The following is a 13,657-nucleotide window of genomic DNA, read 5'->3' as shown; positions in this document are numbered from 1 at the left end:
GTCATTCGTCGCTCACGCGCATGTCGAGCACGCGCAATTCCTGCCCGCCGGTGGCGTGCAGGTGGTGGCCGCCGCACTGCGGGCAGGCGTCGCCCCGGCGCGCCATGACCACGGTCACGGCACAGTCCAGACACCAGGCCTGGCCAGGGGGTTCCTCGATCTGGATATTCGCGCCGTCGAGCAGCGTGCCGGGGGCCAGGGCGTCGAGCGCGAAACGCAGGGCGCGCACGTCCACCCCCGACAGCTGCCCGGCCTGCAGGCGCAGGGCCAGCAGGCGGCTGAAACCCTCACGGCGCGCGGCGTCTTCCACCAGCTGCAGCACGCCCCCGGCAAGGCTGGCTTCATGCATGGCCGTCCTCCCGCGCGATCTCGACCGCCAGGCAGGGGTCGAAGGCGGCGACGAGCAGCCGCGCCTGAACACCTTGCAACGACCCACGCAGCGCCGCCAGCGCCTGCGCGGCCACACCCTCGGGGTGCCAGTTCCAGTCGGTGGGCGCCAGCACCTGGCATTGCGCAACGCGCGTGCCCGTGGCGTCGAGCACCACGCGGTGCACCAGCAGGCCACGCGCCATCTCGACCCAGGCGATCGCGCTGCGCTCGCCGGTGCGCTGCGCGCCCCATGCGAGGGGCAAGGGCTGCGTGGGTTCCAGCGTGGCCAGTTGCGCCAGTTCGGCCAGGCGACTGCCCAGCAGGCCCCAGGCACTGGTGGGGGCCGGTGCCTGCGCGCTGGCGCGGCACCAGTGGCCTGTGTGCACGGGCCGGCCGGCCCAGGCCGTGCAATCGCCGTCGCGGGCGGCGGCCATGGCGGCGTCCAGACGCTGGGCATCAACGTTGCCGGCGTGCAGCGCCTGCGCCCCCTGCCAGGGCAAGTCAACGTCGGCGGGTTGCGCCTCGTGCAGCAGGCTGGCCAGCCAACCCTCGCGCCCGGCACTCCAGCCCTTGAGCCACGACACGCCCGCGCGCTGCCAGCGCGCCAGCCACTGCGCCGCCGGCATGCGCAGGCACTCGTTGGACAGCCATCCGGACAGGGCCGCCCAGCTGACGGTGCCCGGCGCATTGAGCGGGCAGCGCCGCAGTGCGTCGATGGCTGCGCCGTGCAGGCCCGCCTCGGGCGCCAGCAGGCGCGGCCAGTCCAGGCCAATGCGCCGCGTGTGTTCAAGCGCGGTCTCGCGCCGCAGGCCGGAAGCGACCTCATCGTCGGCACAGGCCATTGGCAGTGCCAGCGCCTGCAGTGCCTGCTGGCTGCACAGGCGGTGCGCATGGCCGCACAGGTTGAACACCGCGGCCAGGGCGTCCGGCAGCGAGACCGCCGCCAGCCCGCTGCCCAGCGCCACGCCACCCACCGGGCGCCCGCCGACGATGCCCGTCGGCACGGGGCGCCCCGGGTACAGGTGCAAACCGCCGGCCAGGTTCGGGCTCATCGCGCCACCGCCGATGGGCGCCCCGCCAGAAAGGCGCGGCGCGAAGGGACCGCGGGCGCGCTCGGTGCGGCGCTCGCTCGGGGGCGCGTCAGGGCCAGCGCTTCGCGTGCGGTGTCCACCGCCGCCGCCTGCGAGGCGAAACGGCCCATGGGCGAGAACAGCGCACAGGTCTCGTGATACCCCGGCGCCGCATCGTGCGCGCCAAGAAAGTCGAAGCGCTCACACCCGAAGTCGCGCGTGACCTTCAGGCCCACGCGCGCGGGCAGGTCCAGCACCGGCTCGGGCAGGCGCACCAGGCTCATGAACCACGGCGTGATCAGCACCCCTTCGGCCACCCGTGCTTCGCCGGCATCGGGCCCTTGGTCGACAACGGCCGCCCACTCAAAGCCCACCGCCTGCACCTGCAGGCCGGGGTGCAGCAGCGGCACGTCCTGCATGCGCTCACGCTGCACGCGCAGGTAGAACGCCACGAGCGCGTCGACCCGCGTGGCGAGGCGCGCGGCATCGGCGGGCGGGTTCACCAGCGTGTTCATTCAGGCCTCGGGCAGCAACATGAACTGCTGCGCATCGCCGTCGCAGTTGGGGCATCGCCAGTGCGCGGGCAGGTCGGCGAACGCGGTGCCGGCCTCGATCTGCCACACCGGATCGCCCAGCGCCGGGTCATAGACCCACCAGCAGATCTTGCATTCGAGCCGCGAGACCGGGCGCAGCACCTCGCGGTTGCCGAGGTAGGAGCCCTCGAAGCCCTCGAACGCGCCGGTGTTCATGCGGTCTCCAGGTAGCGCACCAGGTCGAGCAGCCGTTCGTGCGCGTCGCGCAGGTCCTCGGTCGCGGCCATGGCGATCTCGGGCATGTCGACCACCTCGACGGTGTTGAGGATCACCTTGTCCATGGAGTTGTAGTACACCACGCGCCAGCAGTTGGGCAAGCGCGCGTTCGTGATGCGGCAGTTGCCATAACCGCGCGAGAGCAGCAGCACCCGACCGGTGCCGATGCGGTGGTCCAGAAACCCGATGTCCTCGGGCGTCACCGGCAGCAGGCTGAGGTTGACGACGTAGGGCGTGTCACCGGGCCGCCAGCGCCGCACCTGGTCGTGGATCTCGTCGACCAGCATGGGCGCGTTCTGCACCTGCGGCGGCAGCGCGCCGTGCCAGGGGCGCAGGCTGCTGTCGGCGTCGGCCTCGGCCACACGGCGCAGGGCCTGGGGCACCGGGCCGACCTCGATCACGTCGTCGATGCGCTCGTCGCCACGCCAGGTGATCACGCGCCAGATACCGGCGAACACCGACTCCTGGATGCGCAGCTGCAGGCCACCGTCGAGACCGTCCACCACCGCGCTGGCTTCGCCCTCGCCCAGCATCTGGTTGATCACGCGCAGGTCGGCCGCGGGCAGGTTCATCAGCGGCACCTGCGCGCCGGTGCGGCCGGTATCGATGGCCAGCGCCAGCTGCGCCAGCACGGCCTGCAGGGTGCGCTGCGCCCCGGGGCAGCGGGCCATGGTGTCCGGCTCGGGCAGCGTGGGTGGCTGGTAGGTGCGCATGTCCGACGGCATCTGCACGTAGTCCAGCGTCTCGTCTTCGGTGTGGGCGCCGGCGCCCAGCGCGACGACGGGGATGGCAATGGGTTTCATGGCAAGGGCTTCGCGAAGTGATCGAGGGCGGGACGGCTCAATGGCAGCCGTCCGAACGGCGGGCATCGACGACGGGGATGCCGATGGTGGGCGGGCGCGAGGGCGGCATGCGCAGCGCGGCGTCGACGCCTTTGACGAAGACGTCCCAGTCGTGCATGCCGGCGATGGCGGTGACGTACTGGCCGTCGCGAAAGAACAGCAGCGACGGCCAGCGCTGCGACCCGTAGCGCCGGGCCACGGCGTCTTCCTGCTCGCGCGGCACAACGGCCACGGCAAAGCGCGCGGCGCAGGCCTTGTGCAGCTCCGGCAGCACGGCGGCCACGTCCTGGCCTTCGGGAAAGCGCACCGGGTCGCCCGCCAGCAGCAGCACGCGATCGCCGGGTTCGGCGCTCCAGGCGGTGACGCTGTCGGCGTCGACCCAGCGGGCATCGAGCTCGCGCGCGAGCCGGCGCATCAGCGGCGGTGCCTGCTCATCGATGATGTTGGTGGTCGTGGTCATGCAGCGATCTCCTCAAACGCCTGTCAAGCGCCGGTTCGTGGGTGGATGGGTTGGCCGGCACCGGTGAGTGCCCGCAGTTGCTCGGCGCTGTGGCGCGAGGGCAGATCAAAGGCCGCGGTGTCGGCGCTGGCGCCCTGCAGCGCCCCGGCCACCAGGGCCAGCGTGGCGGTGATCTCGGCGGCGCGCTCGGGCGAGAGCTGCTCGCGTGCGTCGTCGAGGAACACCAGCAGCCAGTCGCCCGGACGCACCGTGCCCACCAGCGCGGTGCCCACGCGGCGGCGCGCGCCGCCGTCGGCGCACCAGGCGTGGCCCGGACTCACTTCCAACACCTGCATGGGGTTACCGATGCACATGCTCAGGCCTCCCGCGCCGGCATGAAGCGCTCGTCGCCCTGGCGGCAGGCCAGCTCCGCGGCGGGGCGCTGGGCTTCGTAGGCGGTCATCGCCAGTTCGTCCAGCGTCACCGTCTCGCGCTCACCCAGCGGGGCGCTGCGTTCGCGCGGCGCGCCGCCCCAGGCGTCGATGGCGCTCACCGCGCGGCGCAAGGCCTCGCCCATGGCCTGCTTGACCAGGGGCCGCAGGCTGCCGCCGTAGTCCTCCAGTTCCTGGGGCTGGCAGCCGATCAGCAGCACATGCGCGGGGTAGCGGCCGGTGAGTGTCGCCAGCGCGAGCACCTCCTGAAAGCCCGTCTGGTGCAGGCTCATCTTCTTGGCGCCCAGGAAGCGCGGCACCTCGTCGTCGCGCACTTCCTTCAGGGTGCCCGGCGCCAGGCCGTAGTCGATGGCGTCGAAGATGAGCAGCGCATCGGCCGCCTGCACGTGCTGGATCAGGTACAGGCCCTGGGTGCCACCGTCCACCAGCGACACATGGGGCGCGAACTCGTGGCTGCGCTGCAGCGCTTCGACGCAGCGCACACCGAAGCCTTCGTCGGCCCACAACAGGTTGCCGATGCCCAGCACCACGATGTGGGCGGGCCTGTCACCACCGGGGTGACAGGGGGTGGCGGCATTCGGCTCGGCGCGGGTCATGTCGGTGTCTCCTTGAAGAGGGGCGCAGCGCGGCGCTCAGCGCGCGAGCCGCTGGCGCTGCCAGGCGTGGAAGCTGTCCCAGGCCGCCTGGCGGCCCAGCCAGAAGCCGGCGTCGATGCCGAACTGGCGCGCGCAACGGATGGCGGTGTCAGGTGACATGGCGCGCTGGCCGTGCACCAGCTCGTGCAGGCGGCGCCGCGACATGCCCAGCACCCTGGCCGCTTCGCTCTGGTTGAGCGACAGCGGCGCCAGGCACAGGCGCGCCAGCAAGCGCCCGGGGTGCACCGGCGCGCGGGCCGGCACACCGCGGGGCGGCAGGGCGGCCGCGATCACGTCGCGGGCAGGTTGTTGTGGGCGGCGGGCCATCGCGTCGCTGCGCTCCGCTCAGTCCTTGAACGTGCGGTGGCCGGAGATCATCGTGCTCACGATGCTCTGGCGGCCCATGATGTCTTCGCGAATGGCCGCGTACACGTGCAGCATCACGAACACCACCATCAGCCACATGCCCATGCGGTGCCAGGTGTGCACGTCCTGGCTCTGGCCGAACAGCGGGATCACCCAGCCGAACAAGCGCTCCTGCCAGGAGCCCATCTGCGCGCCCTCACCGTACAGCGCGAAGCCGGTCAACACCATGAACACCGTGAGCAGCAGGTAGCAGCTGAACATCGCCATGCGCGCCAGCGGGTTGTGGCCCACGTAGCGGCCGGGCCGGTCGCTCAGAAAGGCGTACCAGCGCAGCATGCCGAAGAGCTCGCGCCAGTAGGCTTTTTGGAACACCGGCACCCAGAACAGCTCGCGCGCGTGGTGGTTGCCCACCAGGGCCCAGTAGGCGCGGCCCAGCAAACCAATGGCCAGGATGTAGCCCGCGGTGAAGTGTGCGAAGCGGATGTAGCCCATCAGGAAATGCGCGCTGGCCTCGCCCGGCATGGTGGGCAGGGGCCGGCCGATGAAGAAGCCGGTGACGCACAGCACCACGATGGCCAGCGCGTTGATCCAGTGCCACAGGCGCACCGGCGCCTCGTACACATAGACCGACTTCATGCTCAGGCCGTGCAGCACGGCGTTGTCGTCGACGCCGGTGACGTCGGCCAGGCGGGCCTGCGCCCGCTGTTGGGAAGACACGGTGCTCATGGCGGGCTCCTGTGCGTTGGGTTGGCGCGCTCAGGCCGCCAGCTGGCCGAAGAGATAGATGCCCGCTGCGCCGAGAGCCGCTCCCAGGCCACCGAGCACGGCAGCTCGCCGCTCGCCCAGCCAGCGGCGCACCGACAGGCCGATGGCCACGCCACCGACGTGCAGCGCGGCGGTGGTCAGCAGGAAGCCGGCGGCGTAGCCCGTGAACCCAGCGAGGCCACCAGCGGGCGCTTCGGCACCGTGCGCCAGGCCGTGCATCGATGCGGCCAGGGCGACCAGGGCCAGGCCGGCCGACGTCGGCAGGGGCCGGGCCGCGACCAACAACATGGCGCCGAACATCACCACGCTCAAGGCGATGGCGTGCTCCAGCCAGGGCAGGGTGAAACCCGCCAGGCCCAGTGCGGCGCTCGCCAGCAGCGCGGCCAGGAAGGTGGCCGGGCCCATCCAGGCCCTGGCGGGCGGCAGGGCAGAAACCGACCAGACGCCCACAGCCACCATGGCCAGCAGGTGGTCCAGGCCGAAGGGGTGCGCCAGGCCTTGCATCAGGCTGTGGGTGCCATGGCCGGTGTGGGCCTGTGCGACGCCGGCCACGGCGGCCAGCAGCACGGCCAGCGCGCAGCGGCGGATGTGTCTCGATTGCATGGGGTGCTCCTCGGGGTCTTGTGGGGTCAGCGCACGGTCACGCGCGCCATTTCCTGGCCGTCTTCGCTCATCACGTGGGTCGAACACGCCAGACAGGGATCGAAGCTGTGCAGCGTGCGCAGGATTTCCAGCGGCTGCTCCGGGTTGGCCATGGGTGTGTTCATGAGCGAGGCCTCGAAGGCGCCGATCTGGCCCTTGTGGTCGCGCGGTGAGCCGTTCCAGGTGGTGGGCACCACGCACTGGTAGTTCTCGATGCGCCCGTCCTTGATGCGGATCCAGTGGCCCAGCATGCCGCGCGGCGCGGCCACCGTGCCCACGCCCTTGGCCTCCTTGGGCCAGGTGGCGGGGTCCCACTTTTCGACGTTGGCGGTGGCGCGGTCGCCGGCCTTGATGTTGGCCACCAGCTGGCGGAAGTCGTCCATCATCATTTCGGCCGCGTACTGGCTCTCCAGCGCGCGCGCCAGGGTGCGGCCGATGGTGGTGGGCAGCAACTGCTTGGCGCTGTATTGCGTTTCCGGCAGGCCCAGGGCCTTGGGGATGGCGCTGTTGATGGCGCGCGCCGATTCGTCGACCTGCTGCTTGACGCGCTGGCACCACTGGTTGCCTTGCGTGGCGTGCGCGTAGCCCAGGATGTAGCGCGACAACGGGCCGACCTCGACCGCATGGCCGCGCCAGCGCGGCGACTTGATCCAGGAGTACTTGGCCGATTCGTCGAGCTGCTCGATCTTCGTGCGCGTGCCCTTGAAGTTCGGGCCTTCGGGCTTGTAGTTGGCCTCGGTCACGCCGTCCCAGGGGTGCAGGCCCTTGGTCTCGTCGGCGTACTGATACCAGCTGTGCGTCACGAACTCCTGCACCTGCTCGGGGTCGCGGGGGTCGATGGCGTGGATCTTGTCCCAGTTGCCATCGAGGATCACGCCGCCCGGCAACTGGTGCGTGCTGTGGTCGTAGGGCACCTTTTCGTAGGTGCCGTAGTCTGCCACGTTGAGGGCCGACAGGCCACCGCCATACAGCCAGCCGGCCTGCTTGTAGATCGTGCCGATGGCCAGCACGTCGGGGACGTAGACGTTGTTGTTGAAGTCGATCATCTCCTTGATGCGGGCTTCAACGAAGTTCAGGCGCTCCATGTTGATGGGCGCGCCAGCCGCACCGTCGCCATCGAGGTTGATGGCGCAGGGCACGCCGCCGACCATGTAGTTGGGGTGCGGGTTTTTGCCACCGAAGATGGTGTGCACCTTGACCCACTCCTTCTGCAGGTCGAGCGCCTCCAGGTAGTGCGTGACCGCCATCAGGTTGGCCTCGGGCGGCAGCACATAGGCCTTGGAGCCCCAGTAGCCGTTGCTGAAGGGGCCGAGCTGGCCGCTGTCGACGAACTTCTTCAGGCGGTTCTGCACGTCGCGGAAGTAGCCCGGGCTGGACATCGGGTGCGAGGGCGAGACGATGTGCTGCAGGTCGCTGGTCTTCCTGGGGTCGGCCTGCAGGGCCGAGACCACGTCGACCCAGTCGAGCGCATGCAGGTGATAGAAGTGCACCGCGTGGTCGTGCACCTGCAGCGTCTTGGCCATCATCTCGCGGATGAGGTGGGCGTTGAGCGGGATGCGGATGCCCAGCGCGTCTTCCACCGCACGCACCGAGGTGAGCGCGTGACAGCCGGTGCACACGCCGCAGATGCGCTCGACGAAGGCCCAGGCATCGCGCGGGTCGCGCCCCTTGAGGATGACCTCCAGCCCGCGCCACATGGTGCCGGTGGATACCGCGTTGCGGATGACGTTGTTGCTGTCGAGGTTGACCTCGCAGCGCATGTGACCCTCGATGCGGGTCACGGGATCGACCACCACCCGGCGGCCGCTGTTGTCGAGCTTGAAGCCCTGCGTTTCGTAAGCGCCCATGTTCGTTCTTCCTGCGGTTCGGGGGTCAGGCCTTTTCGGCGGGGGTGGCCTTGGCCTTGGCCGTGTCCCGTGCGCGCTTGGCCACGGAGATCGCTGCGTGCGCGGCCACCGCCGCACCGACCGCGGCCGCCGCGGTGCCGCCGATCTGGTCGGCGTTGGCCTCGATGCCAAACTGGTGGATGTCGGTCAGGCGGTCGTAGAACGAGCCCTTGTCCCAGAAGCCGTCTTCGGAGCAGCCGATGCAGCCATGGCCGGCCTTGATCGGGAAGCTGGTGCCCTCGTTCCACATGACCGTGGAGCAGGCGTTGTACGTGGTCGGACCTTTGCAACCGACCTTGTAGAGGCAGTAGCCCTTGCGCGCCGACTCGTCGTCAAAGGCCTCGACGAACTGGCCGGCGTCGAAGTGGGGACGGCGGTAGCACTTGTCGTGGATGCGCTGGCTGTAGAACATCTTCGGGCGTCCCTGGCGGTCCAGCTCGGGCACGCGGTCGAAGGTGAGCATGTAGGTGATCACGCCCGTCATCACCTCGGGGATGGGCGGGCAGCCCGGCACCTTGATGATGGGTTTGTCGGTGATGACCTTGTGGATCGGCGTGGCCTGGGTGGGGTTGGGCTTGGCGGCCTGCACACAGCCCCAGCTGGCGCAGGAGCCCCAGGCGATGATGGCCTTGGCGTCCTTGGCCACCTTCTGCAGTTTCTCCACGAAGGGCTTGCCCGACTGGATGCAGAACATGCCGTCTTCGTTGAGCGGCGGGTTGCCTTCCACCGCGAGGATGTACTGACCCTTGTACTTGGTCATGATCTCCTCGAGGATGGCCTCGGCCTGGTGGCCGGCGGCGGCCATCAGGGTGTCGTCGTAGTCCAGCGAGATCATCGACAGCACCACGTCCTTGGCCAGGGGGTGTGCCGAGCGGATGAAGGCCTCGGTGCAGCAGGTGCACTCCAGCCCGTGCAGCCACAGCACCGGGGTGCGCGGCTTGTTCTCCATGGCGTGCGCGATCTGCGGCACGAACGACGGCGCCAGGCCCAGCGAGGTGGCGGTCAGCGAGCAGTACTTGAGAAAGCTGCGGCGCGAGATGCCCTTGCGTCGCATGACCTCGTAGAAGGTTTCCATCGTGGGTTGTCTCCGTTGGTGTGGTGCGGATCCGGTCCCGCCAGCGGACAGGCAGGTGATCTGCCGTTCGCAATCGACGCGCCACAACGCACCAACCAAGGGAAAACACCGATCGGTGCTTTCAACCCTTTGATTTCAATTAGTTTTTTTGAGGTCTTGGAAATCCTTCATCCCAGAGGGTTCGCGTGAGTGAAAGGGAAACTCTCTTTCTATTGAACAAACTGGAAACTTATCTTCCACTGCTTGCGGGCTCGCCGTACCAGGCCTGCGAGCGGTTGACCACCGCCACCACGGCCAGCATCACCGGCACCTCGATCAGCACGCCGACCACCGTGGCCAGTGCAGCGCCCGATTGAAAACCGAACAGGCTGATGGCGGTGGCCACCGCCAGCTCGAAGAAGTTGCTCGCGCCGATGAGCGCCGACGGACCGGCCACACAATGCGCCACGCCCAGCCGGCGGTTGAGCCAGTAGGCCAGGCCCGAATTGAGCACCACCTGTATCAGGATGGGCACCGCCAGCATGGCGATCACCAGCGGCTGGCGCAGGATGGCCTCGCCCTGGAAGGCGAACAGCAGCACCAGCGTGAGCAGCAGCGCGCTGATGGAGGCCGGCCCCAGGCGGGCCACCACCGCGTCGAAGCGGGCCTGGCCGCGCCGCAGCAGGGCCTTGCGCCAGAGCTGGGCCAGGATCACCGGCACCACGATGTACAGACCGACCGAGGTCAGCAGCGTGTCCCAGGGCACGGTGATGGAGGACAGCCCCAGCAGCAGGGCCACGATGGGCGCAAAGGCCACCACCATGATGGCGTCGTTGAGGGCCACCTGCGACAGGGTGAAGTACGGGTCGCCGCGGCACAGCTGGCTCCACACGAACACCATGGCCGTGCAGGGGGCCGCCGCCAGCAGGATGAGCCCGGCCACGTAGCTGTCGAGCTGCTCGGGTGGCAGCCAGGGCGCGAACACATGGCGAATGAACAACCAGCCCAGCAGCGCCATCGAGAACGGCTTGACCGCCCAGTTGACCAGCAGCGTCACGCCGATGCCGCGCGCGTGGGCGCGCACCTGACCCAATGCCGCGAAGTCGATCTTCAGCAGCATCGGCACGATCATGACCCAGATGAGCACGCCCACCGGCAAGTTGACCTGCGCCACCTCCATGGCCGCAATGGCGTGGAACACCGTGGGCATGAACTGCCCCAGCGCGATGCCGGTGACGATGCACAGCGCCACCCAGACGCTGAGGTAGCGCTCGAAGAAGCCGATGGCGGGCGGCGGTGCGCTCAGGGTGTCTGCGGCAGAGGTCATCGGACACCCCTGCGTGCTGCGCACTGCGGGGCTGAGCACCTTGGGAGCGGCCCGGCGGCGCTCATGCTTTCACCTCGTCGCTGTGGGCCAGCTCGCGCGCGGTCTGCTGCAAGCCCATGCGGTGCAGGCTGGCTGCCGGCAGGTTCACCAGCAACTCCAGGCGTCGGCCGATGGCGTGCAGCGTCTGCAAGAAGGCTTCGCGGCGCTGGTCCTGCGTGCCCTGTACCTCGGACGGGTCGGCGTAACCCCAGTGCGCGGTGGCGGGCTGGCCGGGCCAGTAGGGGCAGACCTCGCCCGCGGCGTTGTCGCACACCGTGATCACCAGGTCCATGTGCGGCGCGTCGGGCTGGGCGAACACGTCCCAGCTCTTGCTGCTCAGGCCTTCGGTGGCAATGCCTGCCCGTTGCAGCGCTTCGATCGCCAGTGGATTGGGCTGCTGGTTCTCACGCGGGCTGCTGCCCGCCGACCAGGCGCGAAACCGGCCCTTGCCCAGGTGGTTCAGCAAGGCCTCGGCCAGGATGCTGCGCGCCGAGTTGTGGGTGCACAGGAAGAGCACGTTGAGCGGTGGATCGGTGGTCATGGTGGTCAACAGTCGCAAGGTGAAGAAGTGGAAACCAGTTCGCAGGCGGCGCCTTCGCAGCAGTGCTGGGTGAGGTAGGCCACCAGGGCGTTCATGTGGGGATAGGCCGCGCGGTAGATCAGGTGGCGGCCATCGCGCTGCACACCCACCAGCGCGGCACCGGCCAGCTCCTTGAGGTGAAACGACAGCGTGGTGGCAGGGATGCCCAGCTGCGCCTGCAGCACCCCTGGGGTGAGCCCTTCGGGGCCGGCGACCACCAGGGCGCGAAAGGCGTCCAGGCGCAGGGGATGGGCCAGCGCGGCCAGCGCGCGCACCGCCGTGTCTCGGGTCATGTCGTCTTGCATGGCGCGACTATACGAGAAATATCGAATTGTCTTCGCCAAAGCAAAGAGCCGACCTTGTGGGTCGGCTCTCTTGGTGTGTTGTGCGCCGGTGTGGCACGTCCGGCGTGGCCGGTGTCTTGTCGTCTCCTCGGTCTCCAGGGCCCGCATACCCCAGGGGGGCATCCAGACAGTGGGGGGACTGTAGCCGACCGCACCGCCCGGGTGCATCCGGGGTTTCCCTCGGGCGGCGGCGCGCACCACGCCGACACGCCCACCCCACTGGCACAGGAAATGCTGAATGCGCGCACCAACGTTGGGGGATTCTTCATGCACCTTTTGCGACTCGCGGGCCGTAAGGCCTTGTTTTGCCTGGCCCAGACGCTTCATTTCGTGAAGCAACTCACACCCGTCGGCGCGCTGGCTTTGCCTGCGCTGGCCCTGGCCGATGCACCGGCCGGGCCCACGCTGGCGGCGGTGGACACCCTCAATGGTGCGGACACGGCCTGGGTCATGGTCAGCACCGCCCTGGTGGTGCTGATGACCCTGCCCGGCATCGCCCTCTTCTACGGCGGCATGGTGCGTCGCTTCAACGTGGTCAACACCATGGCCAGCGTGGTGGCCATCGCCGCGCTGAGCAGCCTGCTGTGGTTTGCGCTGGGCTATTCGCTGGCCTTCACTCCGGGCAATGGTTTTCTCGGCGGGCTGGAGCGTGCCGGCTTTGCCGGGCTGGAATTCATGGGCACGGCCGGCCAGGTGGCGGTGAGCCACATCGCGCCGCACCTGCCCGAATCGGTGTTCGCCATGTTCCAGATGAGCTTCGCGGTCATCACCTGCGCGCTGGTGGTGGGCGCGCTGGTCGAGCGCATGAAGTTCGGCGCCCTGTTGGGTTTCATGGCGCTGTGGCTGTTGCTGGTTTACGCGCCCATTGCGCACTGGGTGTGGGAGCCAGGCGGCTGGCTGGCGCAACTGGGCGCGCTCGACTTTGCCGGTGGCTCGGTGGTGCACATCAACGCGGGTGCCGCCGCCCTGATGTGCGCCTACGCACTCGGCCCGCGGCAGGGCTACGGGCGCGAACCCTTCCTGCCTTTCAACCTGGGGCTGACCATGGCCGGCACCGGCCTGCTGTGGGTGGGCTGGTTCGGCTTCAACGGCGGCTCGGCGCTGGCCGCCGACGGCCGCGCCGGCCTGGCGGTGGCGGTGACCCACATTGCCGCCGCGGCGGGCGCGGTGTCGTGGATGGCGGCCGAGTGGATCGCGCGCAAGCGCGCCACGCTGCTGGGCCTGTGCTCGGGTGTGGTGGCCGGCCTCGTGGCCATCACGCCTGCAGCCGGCTTTGTGGGGCCGCGCGCGGCACTGGTGATCGGCCTGGTGGCGGGCGTGGCCTGCTACTGGGGCGCCACCGGCCTCAAGCGCCTGCTGCGCGCCGATGACTCGCTCGACGTGTTCGGCGTGCACGGCGTCGGCGGCCTGGTGGGTGCGCTGCTGACCGGCGTGTTCGCCGACCCCGCCATCGGCGGCGTCCCGGGCAACGTGCTCACCCAGCTCATCGCCTGCGTGGCGGTGCTGGCCTACAGCCTGGCGATGACGACCGTGGTGCTGTTCATCGTCTCGCGCTTTGCCGGCCTGCGCGTGCAGGAAGGCGACGAACGCAAGGGCCTGGACGTGGCCTTGCACAACGAGAAGCTGAATTGACGGCCCTGCCGGCCACGCGGTGGCGCAGTCGGCCAGGACAAACGGAGATGCCATGAGCAACACGAGTGAGCTGTTCGCGATCGCGGCGCACCTGCACGTGCTGCTGCGACGAAAGACCGGGCGGGTCACCGACACCGAATGGATGGTGGCCAATGCCGACTACGCGCGCGAGGTGGTGCGCTACACGCGCGAGAAGGCGGTGAGCGAGCAGCACCCCGACTTGCTGCCCTGGGCCGCGAAGCTGGAGGCGGCCATCGTCTCGATGTCGGCCACGCCGAGGCGCACCTTGCTGGAAGTGGCGGCCGACTCGTTGCGACCCAGCCCTCGCCCGGGCGCAGCCACTGCGCCGGGTGCGCCGAACGCGCCGGCCGACGACCACTACGTCGGCGGCCTGCGCTGATCGCGC

At 69.4% G+C, this 13,657-nt stretch carries 18 protein-coding genes; 2 read left to right on the top strand and 16 right to left on the bottom strand.

What is annotated here, in order from left to right:
* Position 1 precedes the first annotated feature (1 nt).
* The 16 genes from hypA to KF871_RS03990 all read right to left on the bottom strand — a co-directional run bounded on the left by hypA (position 2) and on the right by KF871_RS03990 (position 11,568).
* The gene (hypA, locus tag KF871_RS04065; protein WP_291138661.1) at positions 2 to 349 is read right to left on the bottom strand and encodes a hydrogenase maturation nickel metallochaperone HypA; all 348 of its coding nucleotides are present in this window, start codon (positions 347 to 349) and stop codon (positions 2 to 4) included.
* Positions 342 to 1,421 (bottom strand): hypothetical protein, encoded by a 1,080-nt coding sequence (locus tag KF871_RS04060; RefSeq protein ID WP_291138659.1) that lies wholly within the window; start codon positions 1,419 to 1,421, stop codon positions 342 to 344. The genes hypA and KF871_RS04060 overlap by 8 nt, the downstream gene beginning before the upstream one ends.
* On the bottom strand, positions 1,418 to 1,954 hold the full coding sequence (hybE, locus tag KF871_RS04055; RefSeq protein ID WP_291138657.1) for a [NiFe]-hydrogenase assembly chaperone HybE: 537 nt from the start codon (positions 1,952 to 1,954) through the stop codon (positions 1,418 to 1,420). Before hybE ends, KF871_RS04060 begins: the two co-directional genes overlap by 4 nt.
* Complete coding sequence (locus KF871_RS04050; RefSeq protein WP_291138655.1) at positions 1,955 to 2,188, bottom strand: rubredoxin; 234 nt, start codon at positions 2,186 to 2,188, stop codon at positions 1,955 to 1,957. It abuts the gene before it with no gap.
* Complete coding sequence (locus KF871_RS04045) at positions 2,185 to 3,051, bottom strand: hydrogenase expression/formation protein (protein ID WP_291138653.1); 867 nt, start codon at positions 3,049 to 3,051, stop codon at positions 2,185 to 2,187. The genes KF871_RS04050 and KF871_RS04045 overlap by 4 nt, the downstream gene beginning before the upstream one ends.
* 37 nt (positions 3,052 to 3,088) lie before the next feature.
* Complete coding sequence (locus KF871_RS04040; RefSeq protein WP_291138651.1) at positions 3,089 to 3,550, bottom strand: hydrogenase; 462 nt, start codon at positions 3,548 to 3,550, stop codon at positions 3,089 to 3,091.
* 23 nt (positions 3,551 to 3,573) lie between these two features.
* Entirely contained in the window at positions 3,574 to 3,903 is a 330-nt protein-coding gene (locus KF871_RS04035; RefSeq protein ID WP_291138649.1) for a HypC/HybG/HupF family hydrogenase formation chaperone, read from the bottom strand.
* Between the two features lie 2 nt (positions 3,904 to 3,905).
* Positions 3,906 to 4,577: a HyaD/HybD family hydrogenase maturation endopeptidase gene (locus KF871_RS04030; protein WP_291138647.1), complete on the bottom strand. Its 672-nt coding sequence runs from the start codon at positions 4,575 to 4,577 to the stop codon at positions 3,906 to 3,908.
* Between the two features lie 36 nt (positions 4,578 to 4,613).
* Positions 4,614 to 4,943, bottom strand: coding sequence for a HigA family addiction module antitoxin (locus tag KF871_RS04025; RefSeq protein WP_291138645.1), 330 nt, complete (start codon positions 4,941 to 4,943; stop codon positions 4,614 to 4,616).
* Between the two features lie 18 nt (positions 4,944 to 4,961).
* Positions 4,962 to 5,708: a Ni/Fe-hydrogenase, b-type cytochrome subunit gene (gene cybH, locus KF871_RS04020; protein ID WP_291138643.1), complete on the bottom strand. Its 747-nt coding sequence runs from the start codon at positions 5,706 to 5,708 to the stop codon at positions 4,962 to 4,964.
* 30 nt (positions 5,709 to 5,738) lie between these two features.
* Positions 5,739 to 6,350 (bottom strand): HupE/UreJ family protein, encoded by a 612-nt coding sequence (locus KF871_RS04015; protein WP_291138642.1) that lies wholly within the window; start codon positions 6,348 to 6,350, stop codon positions 5,739 to 5,741.
* Positions 6,351 to 6,376: 26 nt separating this feature from the next.
* Complete coding sequence (locus KF871_RS04010) at positions 6,377 to 8,236, bottom strand: nickel-dependent hydrogenase large subunit (protein ID WP_291138640.1); 1,860 nt, start codon at positions 8,234 to 8,236, stop codon at positions 6,377 to 6,379.
* A 25-nt stretch (positions 8,237 to 8,261) separates the two neighbouring features.
* Positions 8,262 to 9,350 (bottom strand): hydrogenase small subunit, encoded by a 1,089-nt coding sequence (locus KF871_RS04005; protein ID WP_291138638.1) that lies wholly within the window; start codon positions 9,348 to 9,350, stop codon positions 8,262 to 8,264.
* 229 nt (positions 9,351 to 9,579) lie between these two features.
* The gene (arsB, locus tag KF871_RS04000; RefSeq protein WP_291138636.1) at positions 9,580 to 10,656 is read right to left on the bottom strand and encodes an ACR3 family arsenite efflux transporter; all 1,077 of its coding nucleotides are present in this window, start codon (positions 10,654 to 10,656) and stop codon (positions 9,580 to 9,582) included.
* 61 nt (positions 10,657 to 10,717) lie between these two features.
* The gene (locus KF871_RS03995; RefSeq protein WP_291138634.1) at positions 10,718 to 11,236 is read right to left on the bottom strand and encodes an arsenate reductase ArsC; all 519 of its coding nucleotides are present in this window, start codon (positions 11,234 to 11,236) and stop codon (positions 10,718 to 10,720) included.
* A 5-nt stretch (positions 11,237 to 11,241) separates the two neighbouring features.
* Positions 11,242 to 11,568: a helix-turn-helix transcriptional regulator gene (locus KF871_RS03990; protein WP_291138632.1), complete on the bottom strand. Its 327-nt coding sequence runs from the start codon at positions 11,566 to 11,568 to the stop codon at positions 11,242 to 11,244.
* A 414-nt stretch (positions 11,569 to 11,982) separates the two neighbouring features.
* Between KF871_RS03990 and KF871_RS03985 the strand changes: the two genes are divergently transcribed.
* Together KF871_RS03985 and KF871_RS03980 are read left to right on the top strand one after the other, a co-directional pair.
* Positions 11,983 to 13,251 carry an ammonium transporter gene (locus tag KF871_RS03985; RefSeq protein WP_291138708.1) on the top strand — a complete coding sequence of 423 codons (1,269 nt, stop codon included), beginning with the start codon at positions 11,983 to 11,985 and terminating at the stop codon, positions 13,249 to 13,251.
* 52 nt (positions 13,252 to 13,303) lie between these two features.
* Positions 13,304 to 13,651: a hypothetical protein gene (locus tag KF871_RS03980; protein ID WP_291138630.1), complete on the top strand. Its 348-nt coding sequence runs from the start codon at positions 13,304 to 13,306 to the stop codon at positions 13,649 to 13,651.
* Positions 13,652 to 13,657: the final 6 nt, after the last annotated feature.

This window comes from Hydrogenophaga sp., from assembly GCF_019635465.1.
Taxonomy (GTDB): Bacteria; Pseudomonadota; Gammaproteobacteria; order Burkholderiales; family Burkholderiaceae_C; genus Hydrogenophaga.
The sequence above is the reverse complement of the archived record's forward strand: the minus strand, read 5'-3'. Positions and strand labels throughout refer to the sequence as shown.